Raw genomic sequence first — 16,100 nt, 5'->3', positions numbered from 1 at the left:
CGGGCCGCTCCAGCAGATCGTGGTCGGCTTCGATACGGAAGGGGACGTACGGGGCCTCCGTCACACTCACCTCGTTCAGCCTCGATGTGGGCAGTCCTGGGAGGTGCCCCTGCCACGGGGCCGCTGCCGCAGGGCCGTCTCCGCCTCGCGGAACGGTTCCACCCAGCGGGTCTGTGACGCCGCGTTCTTCGCGCTCGTACCGGGCAAGTGCCCCACCCGGTTCCGGTACGTCCACGCGCTCTCCCAAATTGGCGCTCAGCACACCCCGTCGCTGATGTGACACGTGCCGAGGTCCTGCGCCGTCTGGACGAAGGCCCGCAGCCGGGCACTCTCGCCCGCGGTGGGCCACACGAGCGCCCACTCCGTAAGAGGCGCATCGTGGACCGGCAGGAAGGCGATGCCGGGAGGTGTGTAGTACCGCCGGACGTGGGCGTTGACGGGAGTGGCGATGTCCCCGGCGGCGACGAGGGCGAGCACTTCGTGAAAGGTCCGGGCGACCAGCCCGCGCGTGATACGGCGCCCGGTCGGCGTGTACGTGGGAACCATGGCCTCGAACCAGTACGCGGGCGCCTCGGGGCCGGGATCGAGGAGGCGCAGGCCACCGAGGTCTTCCAGGGACACGGACTCCCGCTCGGCCAGAGGCGAGGCCGTGGTGACGGCGAGGGCGCGGCCTTCGGTGAGAACGGTGGGGCCGACGCTGAGGTCGGGTTCGTGGACGGGGCGCCACAGCAGCTGCACATCGGTCTTGCCGGTGCGCAGCGGCGTGAACGGGTCGCTGAAGTGGAACTCGACGAGTTCGACGTCACAGTCGGGGTACTGGGCCCGGAACGCGTCGATCAGGGGCCGCAGCTCGTGGGCCAGCACGCCCATGACGCCCAGCCTGATGGTCCCCCGCACCCCCAGCGCGGCCTCGCTCGCGCGGGCCAGCCCGCCCTGGATCAGGTCGTACGCCTGCTGGAGCTCGACGCGCAGGACCTTGCCGACCGGGGTCAGGGTGACGGAGCGGCTGGTGCGGTCGAACAGGGGCGCACCGATGCGCCGTTCCTGCTTCTTTATCGCCTGGCTCACCCGTGCCTGGGAGATCCGGAGCCGTTCGGCGGTCCGGCCGAAATGCAGTTCCTCCGCCAACGCCAAGAAGATCTCTATGTCACGTAGTTCCATCGTCGCCCCCGCACCGCGATAACCGCAGAGTTATCGATCACCGCGCGAAGTCTACGTTGATCCGGACGCGGCGCCGTTGGAAGCTGGAGACACCTGGAGACACCCGGGAAACGCACCCTTCGAGGGCGAGCCCGTGCCATCCCCTGACCATCCCGTGCCCGGACGCCCATCAGGTCGCGGACCTCCTGACCGTTGCCCTCACACCTGACGCCGACTCGGCCGACTTGCCACACGAGAAGACAAACCCACGTGAACGACAGACTCGACATGACCGTGATGTACGCGATGCACAACGCGCTGCGAAGGGAGCTGCGCCACATCGCCCGGATCACCGCCCGATACGACCCCGACCCCCGGCGCATCCTGCACGGCGCGGCCGGCTGGGAGATGTTCAGGCGGGCCCTGCGCGCCCACCACGGCGCCGAGGACGACGCCCTGTGGCCCGCACTGCGCCAAGCCCTCGACGGCCGACCGTACGACCTCACGCGACTGGAGGCGATCGAAGTCGAGCACACCGTGATCGCCCGCCTCGTCGGGACCGTCGACGAGGCCCTGGCCGACCCCGGCACCGATCCGGTCCTCCTCAGCGAGCTAGCCAACTCGCTGGTCACCGGCCTCGCCGGGCATCTCGCCCACGAGGAGGACGCCGTGCTCCCGCTGGTCCAGGCCGTCGTGAACGAGCAGCAGTGGGAGCACTTCCTATGCGCCCACGCCCAGCGGATCGCTCCCCATGCCGCGCAGCTCCTGCCCTGGCTCCTGGAAGGCGCCGACGACCACACGACCACCGTCGTACTGGCTCAGCTGCCGACACACGTACGCCGTGCGTATACGTATCAATGGCAACCCACGTACGCGGTGCTCGACCGGTGGAGGATCCAGGTTCCCTCCTCTTCCTACCTACTGCCCACGGCCGCGTCCACGACCGTGGGCCCGCAACCACTCAAGGAGTTGTCATGACGACCGTCGAGCCCACCGAGGAAACCGGCTCCGGTTTCACGCCGGGACCGGATCCCGAACCGTCGGCACCAGTATCGTTGGAACGATGGCTCGCCCTGGTGGCCGTGGCCACCGGCACGTTCTCCAGTGGGTCAGCACGGGCGTCGGCCTCCTGACTACCCTGTGGGTCTGGCGGCCCCGCGGAACGTCTGCGTGGCGCCTCACCGCCAGGGCCTGGGCCGCGCTCCCGAAGCGGTTGGCGGGCTGCGGAAGGAGGCGCGGTACCGCCCGCCGGATCCGCGTTCAGTGCCGGTCCGCCCGCTCGGGGGTGTCGTCGAGGAAGCCGCCCGACTGGTGCTGCCACAGCTTCGCGTAGGCGCCGCCCGAGGCGAGCAGTTTGTGGTGCGTGCCCTGTTCGACGATCCGTCCGCGGTCGAGGACGACCAGTTGGTCCATGGTGGCGACCGTGCTCAGCCGGTGCGCCACCACGAGCGCTGTTCGCCCGTCCATCAGCCGCCACAGCGCGTCCTGGACGAGGATCTCGCTCTCGGAGTCCAGCGCACTGGTCGCCTCGTCGAGCAGCAGGATCGGCGCGTCGCGCAGGATGGCCCTGGCGAGGGCGACCCGCTGGCGCTGGCCGCCGGACAGCTTCACCCCGCGCTCGCCCACCATGGTGTCGAAGCCGTCGCGAAGCGCGTCGGCGAACTCCGTGACGTGTGCCGCCTCGGCCGCGCGACGGATCTCGTCGTCGGTGGCGGACGGCCGGGCGAACGCGATGTTGTCCCGCAGCGTCCGGTGGAACATCGCCGGGTCCTGCGGCACGTACGCGATCAGGCTGCGCAGTTCGCCCTGCCGCAGCCTGCTGATGTCCCGCCCACCGATCAGGATCCGCCCGCCGTCGATGTCCGTCATCCGCAGCAGGAGCCTGGTCAGGGTGGTCTTGCCTCCGCCCGACCGGCCGACGAGCCCGATCTTCGTCCCGTTGGGCACCGCCAGGTCGAGTCCCTCGAAGAGCGGTTCCGCGCCCGCGTGGGCGAAGGTCACCCCTTCGAAGCGCACCTCGCCCGCCCGGGCCGGCAGCGGTTCCGGGGATGCCGGGTCGAGCACGGTCGGCGGTTCGAGCAGCAGCTCGGTGAACTGCGAGGCCTCCGTCATCGAGCTTTCCAGGCGGCGGTAGATCTGGTTGAACTCGAACATGATCCGCGTCGCGTTGGCGTAATAGGTGAAGGCGACGATGACCGCTTCGACGCCGTGCTCTCCCCCGCCGAGCCCGATGGCGAGCAGCAGGCCCAGCACATTGGTCAGTACGGACATGGGTGCGACGAGCGTGTCGATGCGCAGGTTGCCGTAGTCCCAGGAGCGCAGTGTGAGCCGCCGCGACTCGGCGACGCGGGACCGGTGTTCGGCGGCCTCGCGTTCCTCGGCGGCGAACGACCGGACCGTGTCCATGTTCATCAGACTGTCGGCGACATGGCCCGACACGCGGGCGATCGCCTGCTCGCGCTGGGCGACCAGCGCCTGACGGCGCCGGATCAGGGGTGCCACGCACACCGCCGTGAGCACGATCAGCACCAGCAGCCCCACCACGAGCAGCGGGTCGTACTGCCACAGCACCACCGACGCGAACACCAGCGGCACGAAGCTGCCGACGACGTTGAACGTCAACGTGTCGACGCAGTCCTCGAAACGGGTGGCGAAGCTCAGCACCCGCTTGGTCAGCGACCCGGCGAAGTTGTCGTGGAAGAACGCGGCGTCCTTGGCGAACAGCTCGTCCATGCCGATCACATACAAGTGCTCGATACCACGGGCATCGAGCCGGTTCAGGCAGTGCAGCCCGATGCGCCACAACGCCTCCGCGAGCAGCAGCACCCCGGCGAAGCCGAGGACGTAGGGCAGCATCGGCCCGATGCCGACGCTGCCGCCGTCCCCGGCGATCCGGGCGACGAGCTTGGCGACGACCAGCGGAGCGACGTACTGGATGCCGATGTTGCCGACCGCCGGCAACAGCATCGCCGGCGCGGTCAGCCGCCGCAGCCGGGCCAGTTCGCGCCCGTAGTAACAAAGTGCGAGGAGCACCGAGCCCCTGCTCGGTAAGCCCTCGTGCGATTCACGCGACTCAGGTGATCCCATCCCAACCCTGTGCTCTCGGACCGGCAGGTGAGCACACGAGTGTCCCGCGCCGGCAGGCGCAGGGTCCACGGGTTTTCGCCCGACCGGCTATCGCACATACGCGCATACGAGTCGCCGACTTCGACGTTACTGTGCACAGATGTACGAGATCACCCGGTGCACCAACCTGAGGCACAGCACGGTGAGCACCCGCGCCCTCTACGGCAACTTCAAGAGCCGACCGCCGTTTCCGCCTCTGACGGCCGCAGCCACCGGCACCCCGGTTGTCGACCTTGAAAACCTCGACCCCGGGATATGGGGCGCCACCGCCATCCGTACGTGCAGCGTCTGCGATCAGCGCATCGGGGGAGGGCAGCTCCACCAGGTCTGGATCTCGCTGTGGACATCGGGCGCCGACGTACTGCCCTTGCTGGTCAACGCCTGCTCGACAGCATGCATCGACGCGCTGCCGACGCCTGCCGAGGGCTACGTCCAGGTACCGCACACTGGCGGACCTGGCGTCGATCAGCCGCCGACGGGATGGGTGCGCCGATCTCCCGGGACCGACTGAGGGCGGATGCCGACGAGGAGATCGCGGCTCGGACGACTGTCCAAGGCTGTCCCAGTCCGTCCAAACCCACGGTCGGACAGTGGCCAAGGGCGCTAGGTTTCCGTGCAGCGGAGGGCTCTCCGCGCCCGCCCTGCAGCGCGTAGAAGCGCGTATTCACCTGCCAGATCCCGAGGGGCGTACGCCGCGTCGACTCGACCGGCGGCCCCGGATTGGACAGTTCGATGAAGCTTCGTCATGAAGTGCCATGGATCAGGAGAAAAGCCGCCGTCAGTCTCTCTGCCCTGGCGCTCGGCACCGGAGGCCTGGCAGGTCTGGCCACCGCACCGGCCCATGCCGCCCCCAACTCGTGTCTGCGGTCGGTGGGGCCCGTCCAGCACCTCTCCCTCAACGGCCACAGCATCGGCGACTTCATCCAGGGCTTCAATTCCTGCAATCGCACCACCTACGCCGAGTTGCACTTCTTTGACCTCGGGGTGTCCCAGCGGGCAACCACCGGCTGGATCGGAATAGCCCGGGACGGCGGAACAGGCCCGAAGAACGGCCCTCCGAACGGCGCCACCTGGTGGGACGCCGGCCCCATACCCGTCGCGACGTCAGGCACGGAGAGCTACACGGCGGCATTCACGTTCACTTGGTGGACAGGGAGCAAAAACGCCACCTGCGCCGGACTGGTCGACTGGGACTACTCCAGGGGCAACACGCTGATGTACGGCGTCGACTGCCGGTAGACGACCGGCAGCGCGTACGAGCGACACGCTCGGCTCCGGTGCGACCAGGCTGTGGTCGAGTTCGCCAGCAACGAGCAGGCGGACGATCCGGGGCTACCACGCCTACGGTAGGGGCCGAGTCTGGGCGGGGTGGTCGGCAACGGCCCGCCGCGCCCGCGCCTCGGTCCCCCTTGCGCGCTCTGGGCCGTACACAAGCAAACTCATTGGCGACGGCGTCAGCCGTCGTGCGAGAGTGCTTTGCCCCAGGTGCCGACGGAGAAGCCCGAGATGAACCAGGACGACGCACTCAAACAACTCAGCCACATCGCGCGCGAAAGGGCATTCGACAGACATGTCGGTTCCGACCGGCTCATCCAGGCTGGACTGGACGCCCTGATCGCCGGGGTCCACAGCCCCTCGCTCGCCATGCTGGCCGGTCTCCTGCGCAGTGAGGAGCCCGAAGCCCCTGAGCTCTTCGACCAAGTGCTGGAGGAGCTCGGACTGCTGTTCCGCGCGCCGGACGACCCCCGGGCCGCGAAGTGGGCTCTGGTCTGTTGGATCGCCGAACAGATCGTTGACGGATCCCTCGATCCCGCCACCGGGACGCTGCTGATCTGGATGGACATCGCGGATGACCTCGGCTACCCCGAAGACCTGAAGCCACTGGTCCACTGCGCGCACAACCTGGAGAACTGGGAGGAAAGCTGGGGCGTCCCCGTCGAGGAACTCAATCGGGACGCGGTCGAGGCCGCGAAGCGGCTGCTGAGTACGAGAGCGGCGGAAGGGCCCAAGGTCTGATCGGCGGCGTGCCGCACCAGGTTGCTTGATCTGCCCGCACGCCGCACGCCTCTCACGCGCCCGCTCGGACGTACGCCTCCAGCCGGTCGGCGAGCTCCCTGGGGTGGCTCAGTGCCGCCAGGTGTCCGCCCGGCACCTCGTCCGGCGTGATGCCGAGGCGGTCCTGTGCCACTTGGCGCTGGAAGGCGGCGGGGAAGAACCGGTCGTCGCGGCCGACCACGGCCCGGGTCGGTACCCGCGGCCACGCGTCGAGGGTGAACGGCGTGGCGAAGACCGCGTCGGACTCTTCCTCCGCGTGCTCCCCCGAGGCGTCGATCTCCGCCTGCGGCAGGTCGTGCAGGAAGTAGGTCGCCAGGTCGAAGGGCGCGTCCGGGTCACGGCCCTCGCGCACGTCGTTCGCGCGGCGCGCCGCCTCCTGGCCGGTGTGGGCCCACCACTCCCCCGGTGTCTCGCCGGGGCGCGGGATCATTCCGTTGACCAGTACGAGGAGCGACACGGGCAGTCGCGCGCACACCAGGGGCGCGGTGAACGCGCCGAGGGACTGTCCCACCACCACCAGCTCCGCGCGCGCCGACTGCGTCGACCACCGTATTCACGTACTCCGGCAGCCCCGCCCCCGCATCGGCTCCCGGCAGGTCCACGGCCACCACGTCCCGCCCCCGGCGGCTCAGTTCGTCCGTGACGCCGTGCCAGTACCAGGAGGAGCCGCCGGCTCCGGGAATCAACACGTACGTAGTCATGGGTGCACCCTCCGCGCCGGGACGTCGCCTTCTCCCCATGTGACTGTCGGTCCTCGCGAAACTCATCGCATGCCGACAGCAGTCGCCGATCCGGCGCCCCGGCCCCTGCGTACCGAACACAGCCATCGGTACACAGGGGCCGCTTGCCGGTCGTCGCCGCCGCGACGGCGAGAGCCACTCAGTTACATGGCCCAAGACGCGTGCGTCGTCCGCTGATACGGTCCGATCATGCCGCGCCTGGTCGACGTCCCTGGATACATACGCTTCTGGACCGCCTCGGCCATATCGGCCTTCGGTTCACAGGTGACCGGCCTCGCCCTGCAGATCCTCACCGCCGTGACGCTGAGCGCGTCCGCCACGCAGGTGGGACTCGTCAACGCCGCCCGCTGGGTTCCGTATCTGCTCTTCGGACTGGTGGCCGGAGTGGTGGTGGACCGCTGCCGGCGCAAGCCGATCCTGGTCGCCACGGATGTCGGACGGGCGGTCCTGCTCGGCGCGATCCCCCTGCTCTACGCACTGGACCGGCTGACCATCCCCACACTGTGCCTGTTCGTCTTCGCCTTCGGGGTGTTGTGCCTGCTGTTCGACGCGGCCAACCAGTCGTACGTGCCCCGGCTCGTTCCCCAGGAACAGCTCAACGCGGGATACGCCCGTGTGGAACAGGCCAACGCGGTGGCCGGCTCGACCGGCCCGCTGATCGCCGGGGTGCTGATCAGACTCGTCGGCGCACCGCTCGCCGTCCTGGTGGACGCCCTCAGCTATCTGGCGTCCGGCCTGCTGATCGCCTCGGTGAAGGCGCACGACCCCGTACCCGATCGCGGCACGCGGCACAGCCTCGGCAAAGAGGTGCGCGAGGGGGTCGCCTGGGTCTACCGGCATCGCACGCTGGCACCGATGGCCCTGACGTCGCACGCGATGCTGCTGTTCAACACCATGGTCAGCACGGTTTTCGTGGTCTTCGCCCTGCACGAGCTGAAGATCGGTGACTTCGGCCTGGGAGCCACCTACGCGTGCGGGGGCGTCGGTGCGGTGCTCGGCGGTGCGCTCTCGGGGCCGGTGTCCAGGAGGCTCGACGTCGGCGCCACCCTCATCGCCTTCCGGCTGGTGGCGGCCATCGGCTGGCTGCCCCTGGTCCTCGCCGAGCCCGGACCGTGGGCGCTCGCCTCCGCTTCGCTGGCCTTCTTCGTGGTGTCCCTGGCCATCGGCATCGGAAGCCCCGTCGAAATGAGCTACCGCCAAGCAGTGACGCCCGACCGGCTGCGGGGGCGGATGAACGCGACGATCCGCTCGTTCAACTGGGGAATGGTGGCGGTGGGCGCGCCGCTGGGCGGAGTGCTCGCCGACCGGATCAGCTTCCGCTTCGCGCTGTGGATCGGGCTGTCCGGAGCGGTCGTCCAGGCACTCGTACTCGCCGTCTCCGGCACCCGGGAGGCGCGCACCGCCGATCAACTCGCCCCCTCACCCTCCACTGCCGCTTGAGGTTTGAGGGGACTCCGAGCCCTGCCCGCGGGTCGTACGGTCAGCGGGAAGCGCTGAGCCAGCCCTCGTAGCGGGTGGGGGCCACGCGCGCGTCCGGTCCGGCGACGAGCACGTCGCCGTCGACCGCGGCGAACATGCCCGCCTGCTCGTCGGTGACGACGGTGAGGTGGTCCTGGCGGGCCGACACCGTGAGGCGGCCGAGCTCGTCCAGCGGGAAGACGTCGGGGCCGGCGACGTCGAGGATGCCGTTGCGCGGGGGTGCGGTGGCGACGTCGGCGAGGGCGTCGACGACATCGTCCGCAGCTATGGGCTGAAGCCGGGTGGAGGGCAGTCGGACCGTGCGGTCCTCGGTGGTCCACGACATGACCGCGTCCATGAACTCGAAGAACTGGGTGGCGCGCACGATCGAGTACGCGGTGGGTCCCTGCCGCAGCAGTTCCTCCTGGAGCGCCTTCGCACGGTAGTAGTCCAGTTGCGGCACCTGGTCGACTCCGACGATGGAGAGGATCACCTGGTGGCGCACACCCGCGCGTTCGCCCGCGGCCAGCAGGTGGCCCATGGTGGTGCGGAAGAAGTCCGGGGACGCTTCGTCGAACGTCGGGGAGTTCGTCACGTTGACGACCGTGTCCGCGCCTTCGAGGGCCTGGTCGAGCCCCACGCCGGTGAGCAGGTCGACTCCGGTCGACAGGGATGAGGCGACTACGTCGTGTCCGGCCCCGCGGAGTCGGGAGACGAGCTGGGAACCGATCAGTCCGGTGCCTCCGATGACCGTGATCTTCATGACCATGTCCTTCCGTGTCCGTCTGCGTCTGCCTGCGTCTGTCCGTGTCCGTCGTGAGCCGAGCGCCGCCGACCCGCCGCAAACTCGGATACCTGATGTCCGAGATAATACTCGGATACTCTATGTCCGAGTCAAATGGGAGGTCGCGTGAAACTGTCCGGTGGCGTGGAGTGGGCGCTGCACTGCTGCGTGGTCCTGACGGCGGCGACCGAGCCGGTCCCGGCCGCCCGGCTGGCCCAGCTGCACGACGTCTCCCCCAGCTACCTGGCCAAGCAGATGCAGGCCCTGTCCCGGGCGGGCCTGGTGAAGTCCGTACAGGGCAAGACGGGCGGATACGTACTGACCAAGGCAGCCGCCGACATCACGGTCCTGGACGTGGTGCAGGCGGTCGACGGCGCGAATCCGGCGTTCGTGTGCACCGAGATCCGGCAGCGGGGTCCCCTGGGAACACCGCCCGAGGAGTGCACGAGGCCGTGCCCCATCGCTCGTGCGATGTCCGCCGCCGACGCCGCCTGGCGGGCCTCATTGCGGGGCGTCTCGGTGGCGGATCTCGTCGGCTCGGTGGAGCGGGACAGCGGACCCGAGGCGCTGCCGGGCATCGGCGCGTGGCTCAACTCGGCGAACTCCTCCGGCGACTGAAAGCTCGCGATAAGGGCGGCTCCGCTGCCTCTCGTCGGCTCCGTATGCGGGCTATCCTGCTGTACGGACGCCCAAGCCCCCGGCGGCACATGTCGGTTGACCACGATGCCCGTCGGAACGGACCCCGGTCCTCTCGGCAGGCGCATCCTTCGAGGAGCGACCCGGAATGCCGGGCCGGGATTCGCGCCCGGCGCCGAAGCCGCTCGTCCGCCTCCGCGCGCACCGAAACCCGCACCGCGACATGCGGGCCGAGGCGCCGACTCCGGCCCCGCCGTACCGCATTGCGCGGCGGGCCACTTGAACCGAGGCACCATGCCCCTCCCTCAGCTGAACGTCTACCGTCACGACCGCAAGACCCGGGCCCTCATCACCCTGGCCGGTGAGATCGACCTCGCCACCGCACCACTGCTGCAGGAGACACTGGCGCGGTGCCTGCGTGACGGGATCCGGACCGTCGACGTCGATCTGATCCCTGTCACCTTCTGCGACTGCACCGGGCTCAACACCTTCCTGGAGGCGGCAGAACTCACGACGGCCGCGGGAGGGGCCCTGCGACTGCACTACCCGTCGCCCGCCCTGCACCGGCTCCTCGAACTCACCGGCTCCACCTTCCTGCTTCATTCGCTCCCCGACCCGCCGACTCCGACGCTCCCCCGCCCCGGCGCGGTGTCGCATCAGCCCGTTCCGGTCGCGGTCACGAACGCGGGGGGTATGCGATGACGGCCTGGCCCGGACGCGAGCGGCAGCAGAGGCACCCCGGCGCGGGCGAAGCCCCCATGGAGGGGATGCGGCTGCGGCGGCTGAGCCGCTGGCAGGCCGAGGACCTTCGGGAAGACCTGGCGGATCTGTACGTGGAGTCCTATCTGTACATGGTGGATCCCGGCTGCCCGTTCGCTGCGGAGCACACCAGCCGACAGGGCTTCCTGCGCCGCCTCGCGGCCAACGTCCGACAGCCGGGGTTCGCCATGCTGATCGCGGAGACGACGGCGCCGGCCGGGTGCGCCTTCGGCTATCCCGTACGACCGGACGGAACCTGGTGGCTGGGCTTCGAGGGAGCACTGCCTCAAAGAGTCGACCGACTCACCGCATCCGGGCGTGTCCTCGCGGTCACGGAGATCGTGGCACACCCGCGCGAACAGGACCACGGCCTCGCCCAGCAATTACAGGAGCAGTTGCTCGCCGCCCGCCACGCCTCGCTCGGCGTGGCCCTGGTGAACCCGGCAGACCGTACGACCCACGCCGCGTTCCGGTCCTGGGGATGGGAGGACCTCGGCGAAATACGGCGGCCGTCCAGCCAGACCGTGCGGCGGGTTCTGGTCCTTCCCTGCGACGGCAGCCCCGCAGCCCCTCGTGCGCCACGCCGGGGATCTGCCACGGCTCACCTCTAGGACATCACCAGCATCGGCGCCCGGGCCGCACCTCGTTGCCGACCGGTCACCTCATGCCCGGGTCCAATCCGTCCGCTTCACGGGGCCGCTCCGTCTCCGGGTTGTGGGCCAGGCCGTCCGGTTTCGAGGGTGTCCATTCGCCGAGGCGAAGAACCAGCGCACGCAGGAGTACGGGGCCGGGCTGCCGGCGGATCCCTCCGATGTCCTGCCAGCCCCAGGACCGGAACGCGTCGTACACCACATGGTTGGTCTGATCCACCAGCGTGGCGCCCAGGGATGCCTGGTGGTCGGCGAGCAACCGTTCTTGCAGATGGCGCGCGAGGCCACGATCACGCTCGTGCGGATGGACCACGACCTCCGTGATCGCGAAGACGTGGCCGGACGCGGTGAGTTGCTCGATGCGTTGCGGGAGTGCCCCGAGGAACCCGCGCCACCAGGTACCGTCGCGCCGCACGGGGAAGCCGAAGGCACACCCCACCAGGACGGCGGCCTCGCCCGGCACCGTGGCCTCCGCGGCCGTCATGTCGAAGCCGGGCCGCCGCACGTCGACGGCGAACCGGCGCAGGAAGCCCTCCCTGCTGTGGTACTCCTCGCCGGACACCGCGCCGGTGGACTCCACGTACAGGTCCGCGAGGTCTTCCCGCTGGGACTCGGCCTGCCAGCGGCTCAGCCCCCGCAGGTACACCGCGCCGCCCGTGGACGGGTTGTAGCCTTCCAGCCTCTGTGCCTGCCCGGGGCTGGAGCCGGCCATCACAGGGCACCTGCCCGGACGGCCGACGCGCCCGCAGCGGGACACGGCGCTGGGGTGGCGGAACGGAGGCCGGGCCCGGGCAGCATCCGTCGGTGAGCGGGCGCGGGGCCGGGGGGCGGGCAGCCGGATCGGGGCGAGCGGCCGACGGTACGGTCGCGGACCGGCGCCTCGTTCTTCCTGCCGCGCCGGTGGGCGGTCGAATTCGGGATGGGCATGGCGGTGCTCCGGGACGGACGCAGTGGACGCACGGGAAGACGGACCGACAGCCGGTCCGGCGGCCCGAGTTCAGGTGCCATACCGGTCGGTTCCGTCAGGGGGATGCGCCGGAGACCGGAGGGAGGCCCGTTTCCAGCGGCATCGCAGCCAACTCGCGTTGCGGCGCCGGGGTCTGGGACGTCTCCTCAGCAGCATAGCCCCGGATCGCACAGGTGGCGGCCGACCGTGATCCGGCCGACCGCCACCTCGGAAGCCCCGTACTATCGGGGCATGTTGCGCGGGGTCTGGTAGTACGCGCCAAGGCTCCGGTGGTAGTCCTCATCACCCAGGTGCTTCTCCTTGTCGAACTCGGGAGCGTTCTTGATCTCGTCCTTCGTCCGGGACACGTACACCTTTCGCGCGGACACGTCGACGCTCTTGACCGTGCCGGCCGGTAGCAGCACATGCTTGCCGAAGATCCATACGCCGGTATCGACCACGATATACGCGGAGCCGACCTCGTCGGAATGCTTGTCGACCTTGCCGATGGTGCCGTCGGTGGCCTCCACCTTGTAGCCGGTCAGGTCATTTCCCGCCTGATATCCGGCGGTCTGCGGGTAGCCCCACATGTCAGTCATGAATGCCTCTCCATGTAATTTCTCAGGAGAACAGAGGGGGCGATTCCCCTCCGCTCGACTGTCGTTGTCCGGGTCCCCCCATCTGACTTCACCAAACATCCGAATAAAATTGGGAGAACCGGCCAGTGGCCGGAAATGGGTAAATGTAGGTGCCAGTACGTGAAATAGCTGAACGTACGCCCCGGACGCGGTCACCAGTGACGCTCGCGGTCCTGGCGGTCTTCCCGGTCCTGGCGGTTCCACCGGCCCCGGCGCTGACGGCTGTAGCGACGGTCCCAGCGGTCCACGCGGTCCCGGTAGTTGCGGTAGTTCCGGAATCCGGAATCGTCACCGCGGCCCCAGCCGTCGTAGCCGTCCCGCCCGTACCGGAGGAGACCGAACACCACCACGGCCGCGACCACCCACCACATGCCGTTCAGGAAACCGAGCCCGAACAGGACCATGACGAGAAGAGCGAGCAGGACGATCATGGCGGGGCCTCCGGGCGCGGATCGGGTCATCGCAACCGGGGACTGGGGCCTCACTCGACAGCGTAGTCCCGCGGGAGGGGTGCGGATACTCTCCGCCAGGCCCCTTCCGTAATGAAGCGCGCAGATGGCGCCTTGATGACTGTTCAGAGTGCGCCGACCGCACTAGCGTGCGCGGAGCGTGCCCAGGAACCCGGCAGCGCCGAGCAGTTACCGCGCCCCCTCGGGAGCGCACCCCGGCGCATCGGTGCCCACGTCCTCGCACCGCGACCTGGACCGGACGGCCTCGATGCTCCCTACATCGGGCAGCCCAGGCATGGTTCCACTGCCTCTCTGCCCCACGTCCAGACAAACAGGCGGTACACATGTACGCGCTACTGTTCCCCACTCTCACCCCCTTCATCCTGCTCTCCATGGTCATGGGCCTGGCCTGGTGGGAGGACCGCGTTCTGCCGCGGACCGAGCCCGACCGGACTCCCGCCGCCGCGTCCGCCGCGTCCGGAGCAGAGGCCACCGAAGCTCCGTTCGCCCCGGGGGACCCGGCCCCGATCCCCCGACTCGCCGTGACCACCATGGCGTTGACAGGGGAGATCGCCCGGAGTTGACTGGCAGGTACGGCGTAGGGCCATGCCGCTCCGGATCGTTCGGGCCGGGCATCCTCTTCCCGTTTCGCCCGGACCCCGCGGAATCCAGGAACTCCCCTTCCGACCCGGAGGCCCGGCCATGGTGTGGATTCTTCTGCTCCTGCTCGTCCTGATCCTGTTCGGTTTCGGCTTCACCATGCAGATCCTCTGGTGGGTCGCCGCCGTCCTGCTCGTCATGTGGATCGTCGGTTTCACCATGGGCGGACGCGGCGGCGGCCGACGCTTCAGCCGCGGCCGCCGGTAGTCCGAGAGGGAAAAGTCATGAGGGTTGGGAACAAAATCAGGAACACGGCACAGACGATCACCGGAAAAATCAAAGGAGGCGTCGGCCGGGCCACCGGAAACAGGCGTCTGAAGCGGGAGGGACGGGCCGACCGCGTGGCCGGCAACCTCAAACAGTCCGGCGAGCACGTCAAGGACGCCTTCAGGCGCTGATCCAGCCATCGGCCGACCCCGGCTCCGACGCCACCGCACGACTTGAGCACCACTCATCGGACGGACGGTATGTCCCATGACGACGGGTAACCGGTCGGCGCGGATCCGGAACCAGGTGGCGCGGCAGGCGGCGCTGCGCGGTGCCCGGGTCGGCGTGGTGGACGTGTGCGCCGCGGCCGTGGCGGCGCTGCCGGTGGGTGGGGCGGGAGTGTCGGCGATGTCCCGGCGCGCGGCCAGCCATCCGCTGTGCAGCACCGACGACATCAGCGAGCGGCTCGAAGAACTGCAACTCATGCTGGGCGAGGGGCCGTGCGTCGATGCCTTCGCGCAGGGCACCGCCGTCCTGACACCGGATCTCCTGACGAGGAGGCTGCAGGATTGCTGGCCGGTGTTCTCCGACGCCGCCCTGGAAGCCGGAGTACGCGCGGTCTTCGCGCTCCCCCTGCAGGTCGGGGCGATCAGCCCGGGGGTCCTGGACCTGTACTCCAGCGTGCCCGTCGAGTTGAACGCCGAGGAGGTGGCCGACGCCCTGGCCTTCGCCGACTTCACGACGCTGGTGCTCCTCGACGCGCAGATCGACGAATCGGGAGTCCGGTCGGTCGACCTGTCGATGGACGGACGGAGGGAGGACCTGGGCAGGTACCGGGCCGAGATCGACCAGGCCACCGGCATCCTCACGGTCCAGCTCGGCGTCGGCATCGACGCCGCCTTCGTCCGGCTCCGTGCCCACGCGTACGCCACGGGCCTCCGTCTCGCCGACGTGGCCGCCGACGTGGTGGCCCACCGGCTCCGTCTCTCCCCCGATTCCGGGTCCGGCGAGGATCTGTGCGATGACGAGGAGTGACGCGCCGGCAGGCATCCAAAACTACGCCGCCCGGTCGGCCGTCTCCTTCCCGGTGGAACCACTCCCAGCAAAGGGTGTCGCCATGCATGAACAGCTCCTGGCCAAGACGTTCGTCGAGCTGGCGGACAACCTGGTCACCGACTTCGACCTGATCGACTTCCTGCGCCTGCTGACGGACCGGTGCGCCGGTCTGCTCGCGGCCAGTGCCGTCGGCGTGCTGCTCGCGGACCGCGACGGCGAACTCCGCGTCATGGCCGCCTCCGACGAACGCGTACGCCTGCTGGAGCTCTTCCAGCTCCAGAACGACGAGGGTCCCTGTCTGGAGTGCTTCCGCACCGGCGCCCCCGTAGACGTCCCCGACCTCGGCAAGGAGGCGGCCCGCTGGCCGCGTTTCACCGCGTTGGCCCGGCAGAGCGGCTTCTCGGCCGTCCAGGCCCTGCCGATGCGCCTGCGCGACGACGTCGTGGGCGCGCTCAACCTCTTCCGTACCGTCCCCGGCCCCTTCGACCCTTCGGCCACCCACATCGCCCAGGCTCTGGCCGACGTGGCCACCATCAGTCTCCTCCAGCACCGCACCACCCAGCGCAGCACCGTCCTCAACGAGCAGTTGCAAACCGCACTGAACAGCCGGGTGCTGATCGAACAGGCCAAGGGCAAACTCGCCGAACGCCAGGGCATCGACATGGAAGAGGCCTTCACCGCCCTGCGCGGCTACGCCCGCGCCCACAACCGCCGTCTGTCCGACCTCGCCCGAGCGTTCATCGACAATTCGGAGCCACTCACGGGCCTTGGCACCTGACGTCCGCCCCCCCGAAGC

At 69.4% G+C, this 16,100-nt stretch carries 21 protein-coding genes and 1 pseudogene; 14 read left to right on the top strand and 8 right to left on the bottom strand.

The window, feature by feature from the left end; all coding sequences use genetic code 11:
* Positions 1-255: 255 nt before the first annotated feature.
* The gene (locus tag QIY60_RS29900; RefSeq protein WP_283145292.1) at positions 256-1,161 is read right to left on the bottom strand and encodes a LysR substrate-binding domain-containing protein; all 906 of its coding nucleotides are present in this window, start codon (positions 1,159-1,161) and stop codon (positions 256-258) included.
* 249 nt (positions 1,162-1,410) lie between these two features.
* On the opposite strand from QIY60_RS29900, the gene QIY60_RS29895 reads away from it, so the two are divergent.
* Complete coding sequence (locus QIY60_RS29895; RefSeq protein WP_283145291.1) at positions 1,411-2,118, top strand: hemerythrin domain-containing protein; 708 nt, start codon at positions 1,411-1,413, stop codon at positions 2,116-2,118.
* Positions 2,115-2,273, top strand: a complete 159-nt coding sequence (locus tag QIY60_RS29890) for a hypothetical protein (RefSeq protein WP_283145290.1) — start codon at positions 2,115-2,117, stop codon at positions 2,271-2,273. The genes QIY60_RS29895 and QIY60_RS29890 overlap by 4 nt, the downstream gene beginning before the upstream one ends.
* Positions 2,274-2,400: 127 nt before the next feature.
* On the opposite strand, the gene QIY60_RS29885 is transcribed toward QIY60_RS29890, so the two are convergent.
* Positions 2,401-4,227 carry an ABC transporter ATP-binding protein gene (locus QIY60_RS29885; protein WP_283145289.1) on the bottom strand — a complete coding sequence of 609 codons (1,827 nt, stop codon included), beginning with the start codon at positions 4,225-4,227 and terminating at the stop codon, positions 2,401-2,403.
* A 139-nt stretch (positions 4,228-4,366) separates the two neighbouring features.
* Here QIY60_RS29885 and QIY60_RS29880 point away from each other — a divergent pair, with 139 nt between their 5' ends.
* From QIY60_RS29880 to QIY60_RS29870, 3 genes are all read left to right on the top strand, one after another.
* A complete protein-coding gene (locus QIY60_RS29880; RefSeq protein ID WP_283145288.1) occupies positions 4,367-4,777 on the top strand; it encodes a hypothetical protein in 411 nt (136 codons plus the stop codon).
* A 221-nt stretch (positions 4,778-4,998) separates the two neighbouring features.
* A complete protein-coding gene (locus QIY60_RS29875) occupies positions 4,999-5,505 on the top strand; it encodes a hypothetical protein (protein WP_283145287.1) in 507 nt (168 codons plus the stop codon).
* A 267-nt stretch (positions 5,506-5,772) separates the two neighbouring features.
* A complete protein-coding gene (locus QIY60_RS29870) occupies positions 5,773-6,282 on the top strand; it encodes a hypothetical protein (RefSeq protein WP_283145286.1) in 510 nt (169 codons plus the stop codon).
* Between the two features lie 52 nt (positions 6,283-6,334).
* Here the strand turns inward: QIY60_RS29870 and QIY60_RS29865 are convergent, their stop codons facing one another.
* Together QIY60_RS29865 and QIY60_RS32805 are read right to left on the bottom strand one after the other, a co-directional pair.
* Entirely contained in the window at positions 6,335-6,835 is a 501-nt protein-coding gene (locus QIY60_RS29865) for an alpha/beta hydrolase (protein ID WP_283145285.1), read from the bottom strand.
* A gap of 116 nt (positions 6,836-6,951) precedes the next feature.
* Positions 6,952-7,022: pseudogene (locus tag QIY60_RS32805) on the bottom strand (alpha/beta hydrolase); the annotation flags it as partial.
* 228 nt (positions 7,023-7,250) lie between these two features.
* Here QIY60_RS32805 and QIY60_RS29860 point away from each other — a divergent pair.
* A complete protein-coding gene (locus QIY60_RS29860; RefSeq protein WP_283145284.1) occupies positions 7,251-8,501 on the top strand; it encodes an MFS transporter in 1,251 nt (416 codons plus the stop codon).
* A 40-nt stretch (positions 8,502-8,541) separates the two neighbouring features.
* Here QIY60_RS29860 and QIY60_RS29855 read toward each other — a convergent pair whose 3' ends face one another.
* Complete coding sequence (locus QIY60_RS29855) at positions 8,542-9,282, bottom strand: NAD(P)H-binding protein (RefSeq protein WP_283145283.1); 741 nt, start codon at positions 9,280-9,282, stop codon at positions 8,542-8,544.
* 147 nt (positions 9,283-9,429) lie between these two features.
* On the opposite strand from QIY60_RS29855, the gene QIY60_RS29850 reads away from it, so the two are divergent.
* The 3 genes from QIY60_RS29850 to QIY60_RS29840 all read left to right on the top strand — a co-directional run bounded on the left by QIY60_RS29850 (position 9,430) and on the right by QIY60_RS29840 (position 11,309).
* On the top strand, positions 9,430-9,921 hold the full coding sequence (locus QIY60_RS29850) for an Rrf2 family transcriptional regulator (protein ID WP_283145282.1): 492 nt from the start codon (positions 9,430-9,432) through the stop codon (positions 9,919-9,921).
* A 312-nt stretch (positions 9,922-10,233) separates the two neighbouring features.
* Positions 10,234-10,641: an STAS domain-containing protein gene (locus QIY60_RS29845; RefSeq protein ID WP_283145281.1), complete on the top strand. Its 408-nt coding sequence runs from the start codon at positions 10,234-10,236 to the stop codon at positions 10,639-10,641.
* Positions 10,638-11,309 carry a hypothetical protein gene (locus tag QIY60_RS29840; protein ID WP_283145280.1) on the top strand — a complete coding sequence of 224 codons (672 nt, stop codon included), beginning with the start codon at positions 10,638-10,640 and terminating at the stop codon, positions 11,307-11,309. The genes QIY60_RS29845 and QIY60_RS29840 overlap by 4 nt, the downstream gene beginning before the upstream one ends.
* 46 nt (positions 11,310-11,355) lie before the next feature.
* On the opposite strand, the gene QIY60_RS29835 is transcribed toward QIY60_RS29840, so the two are convergent.
* From QIY60_RS29835 to QIY60_RS29825, 3 genes are all read right to left on the bottom strand, one after another.
* Positions 11,356-12,060 carry a hypothetical protein gene (locus tag QIY60_RS29835; protein ID WP_283145279.1) on the bottom strand — a complete coding sequence of 235 codons (705 nt, stop codon included), beginning with the start codon at positions 12,058-12,060 and terminating at the stop codon, positions 11,356-11,358.
* 476 nt (positions 12,061-12,536) lie between these two features.
* Complete coding sequence (locus tag QIY60_RS29830) at positions 12,537-12,893, bottom strand: PRC-barrel domain-containing protein (protein WP_283145278.1); 357 nt, start codon at positions 12,891-12,893, stop codon at positions 12,537-12,539.
* Between the two features lie 191 nt (positions 12,894-13,084).
* Positions 13,085-13,363, bottom strand: coding sequence for a hypothetical protein (locus QIY60_RS29825; RefSeq protein ID WP_283145277.1), 279 nt, complete (start codon positions 13,361-13,363; stop codon positions 13,085-13,087).
* Between the two features lie 362 nt (positions 13,364-13,725).
* Here QIY60_RS29825 and QIY60_RS29820 point away from each other — a divergent pair, with 362 nt between their 5' ends.
* The 5 genes from QIY60_RS29820 to QIY60_RS29800 all read left to right on the top strand — a co-directional run bounded on the left by QIY60_RS29820 (position 13,726) and on the right by QIY60_RS29800 (position 16,082).
* Complete coding sequence (locus tag QIY60_RS29820) at positions 13,726-13,965, top strand: hypothetical protein (protein ID WP_283145276.1); 240 nt, start codon at positions 13,726-13,728, stop codon at positions 13,963-13,965.
* A gap of 118 nt (positions 13,966-14,083) precedes the next feature.
* On the top strand, positions 14,084-14,248 hold the full coding sequence (locus QIY60_RS29815; RefSeq protein WP_283145275.1) for a hydrophobic protein: 165 nt from the start codon (positions 14,084-14,086) through the stop codon (positions 14,246-14,248).
* A 17-nt stretch (positions 14,249-14,265) separates the two neighbouring features.
* Positions 14,266-14,439 carry a CsbD family protein gene (locus QIY60_RS29810; RefSeq protein WP_283145274.1) on the top strand — a complete coding sequence of 58 codons (174 nt, stop codon included), beginning with the start codon at positions 14,266-14,268 and terminating at the stop codon, positions 14,437-14,439.
* A 76-nt stretch (positions 14,440-14,515) separates the two neighbouring features.
* Entirely contained in the window at positions 14,516-15,283 is a 768-nt protein-coding gene (locus QIY60_RS29805; RefSeq protein ID WP_283145273.1) for a GAF and ANTAR domain-containing protein, read from the top strand.
* An 82-nt stretch (positions 15,284-15,365) separates the two neighbouring features.
* Positions 15,366-16,082 carry a GAF and ANTAR domain-containing protein gene (locus tag QIY60_RS29800; protein WP_283145272.1) on the top strand — a complete coding sequence of 239 codons (717 nt, stop codon included), beginning with the start codon at positions 15,366-15,368 and terminating at the stop codon, positions 16,080-16,082.
* Positions 16,083-16,100 lie beyond the last annotated feature (18 nt).

The sequence above is a fragment of the Streptomyces sp. BPTC-684 genome, assembly GCF_030028635.1.
Classification (GTDB): domain Bacteria; phylum Actinomycetota; class Actinomycetes; order Streptomycetales; family Streptomycetaceae; genus Streptomyces; species Streptomyces noboritoensis.
The sequence above is the reverse complement of the archived record's forward strand: the minus strand, read 5'-3'. Positions and strand labels throughout refer to the sequence as shown.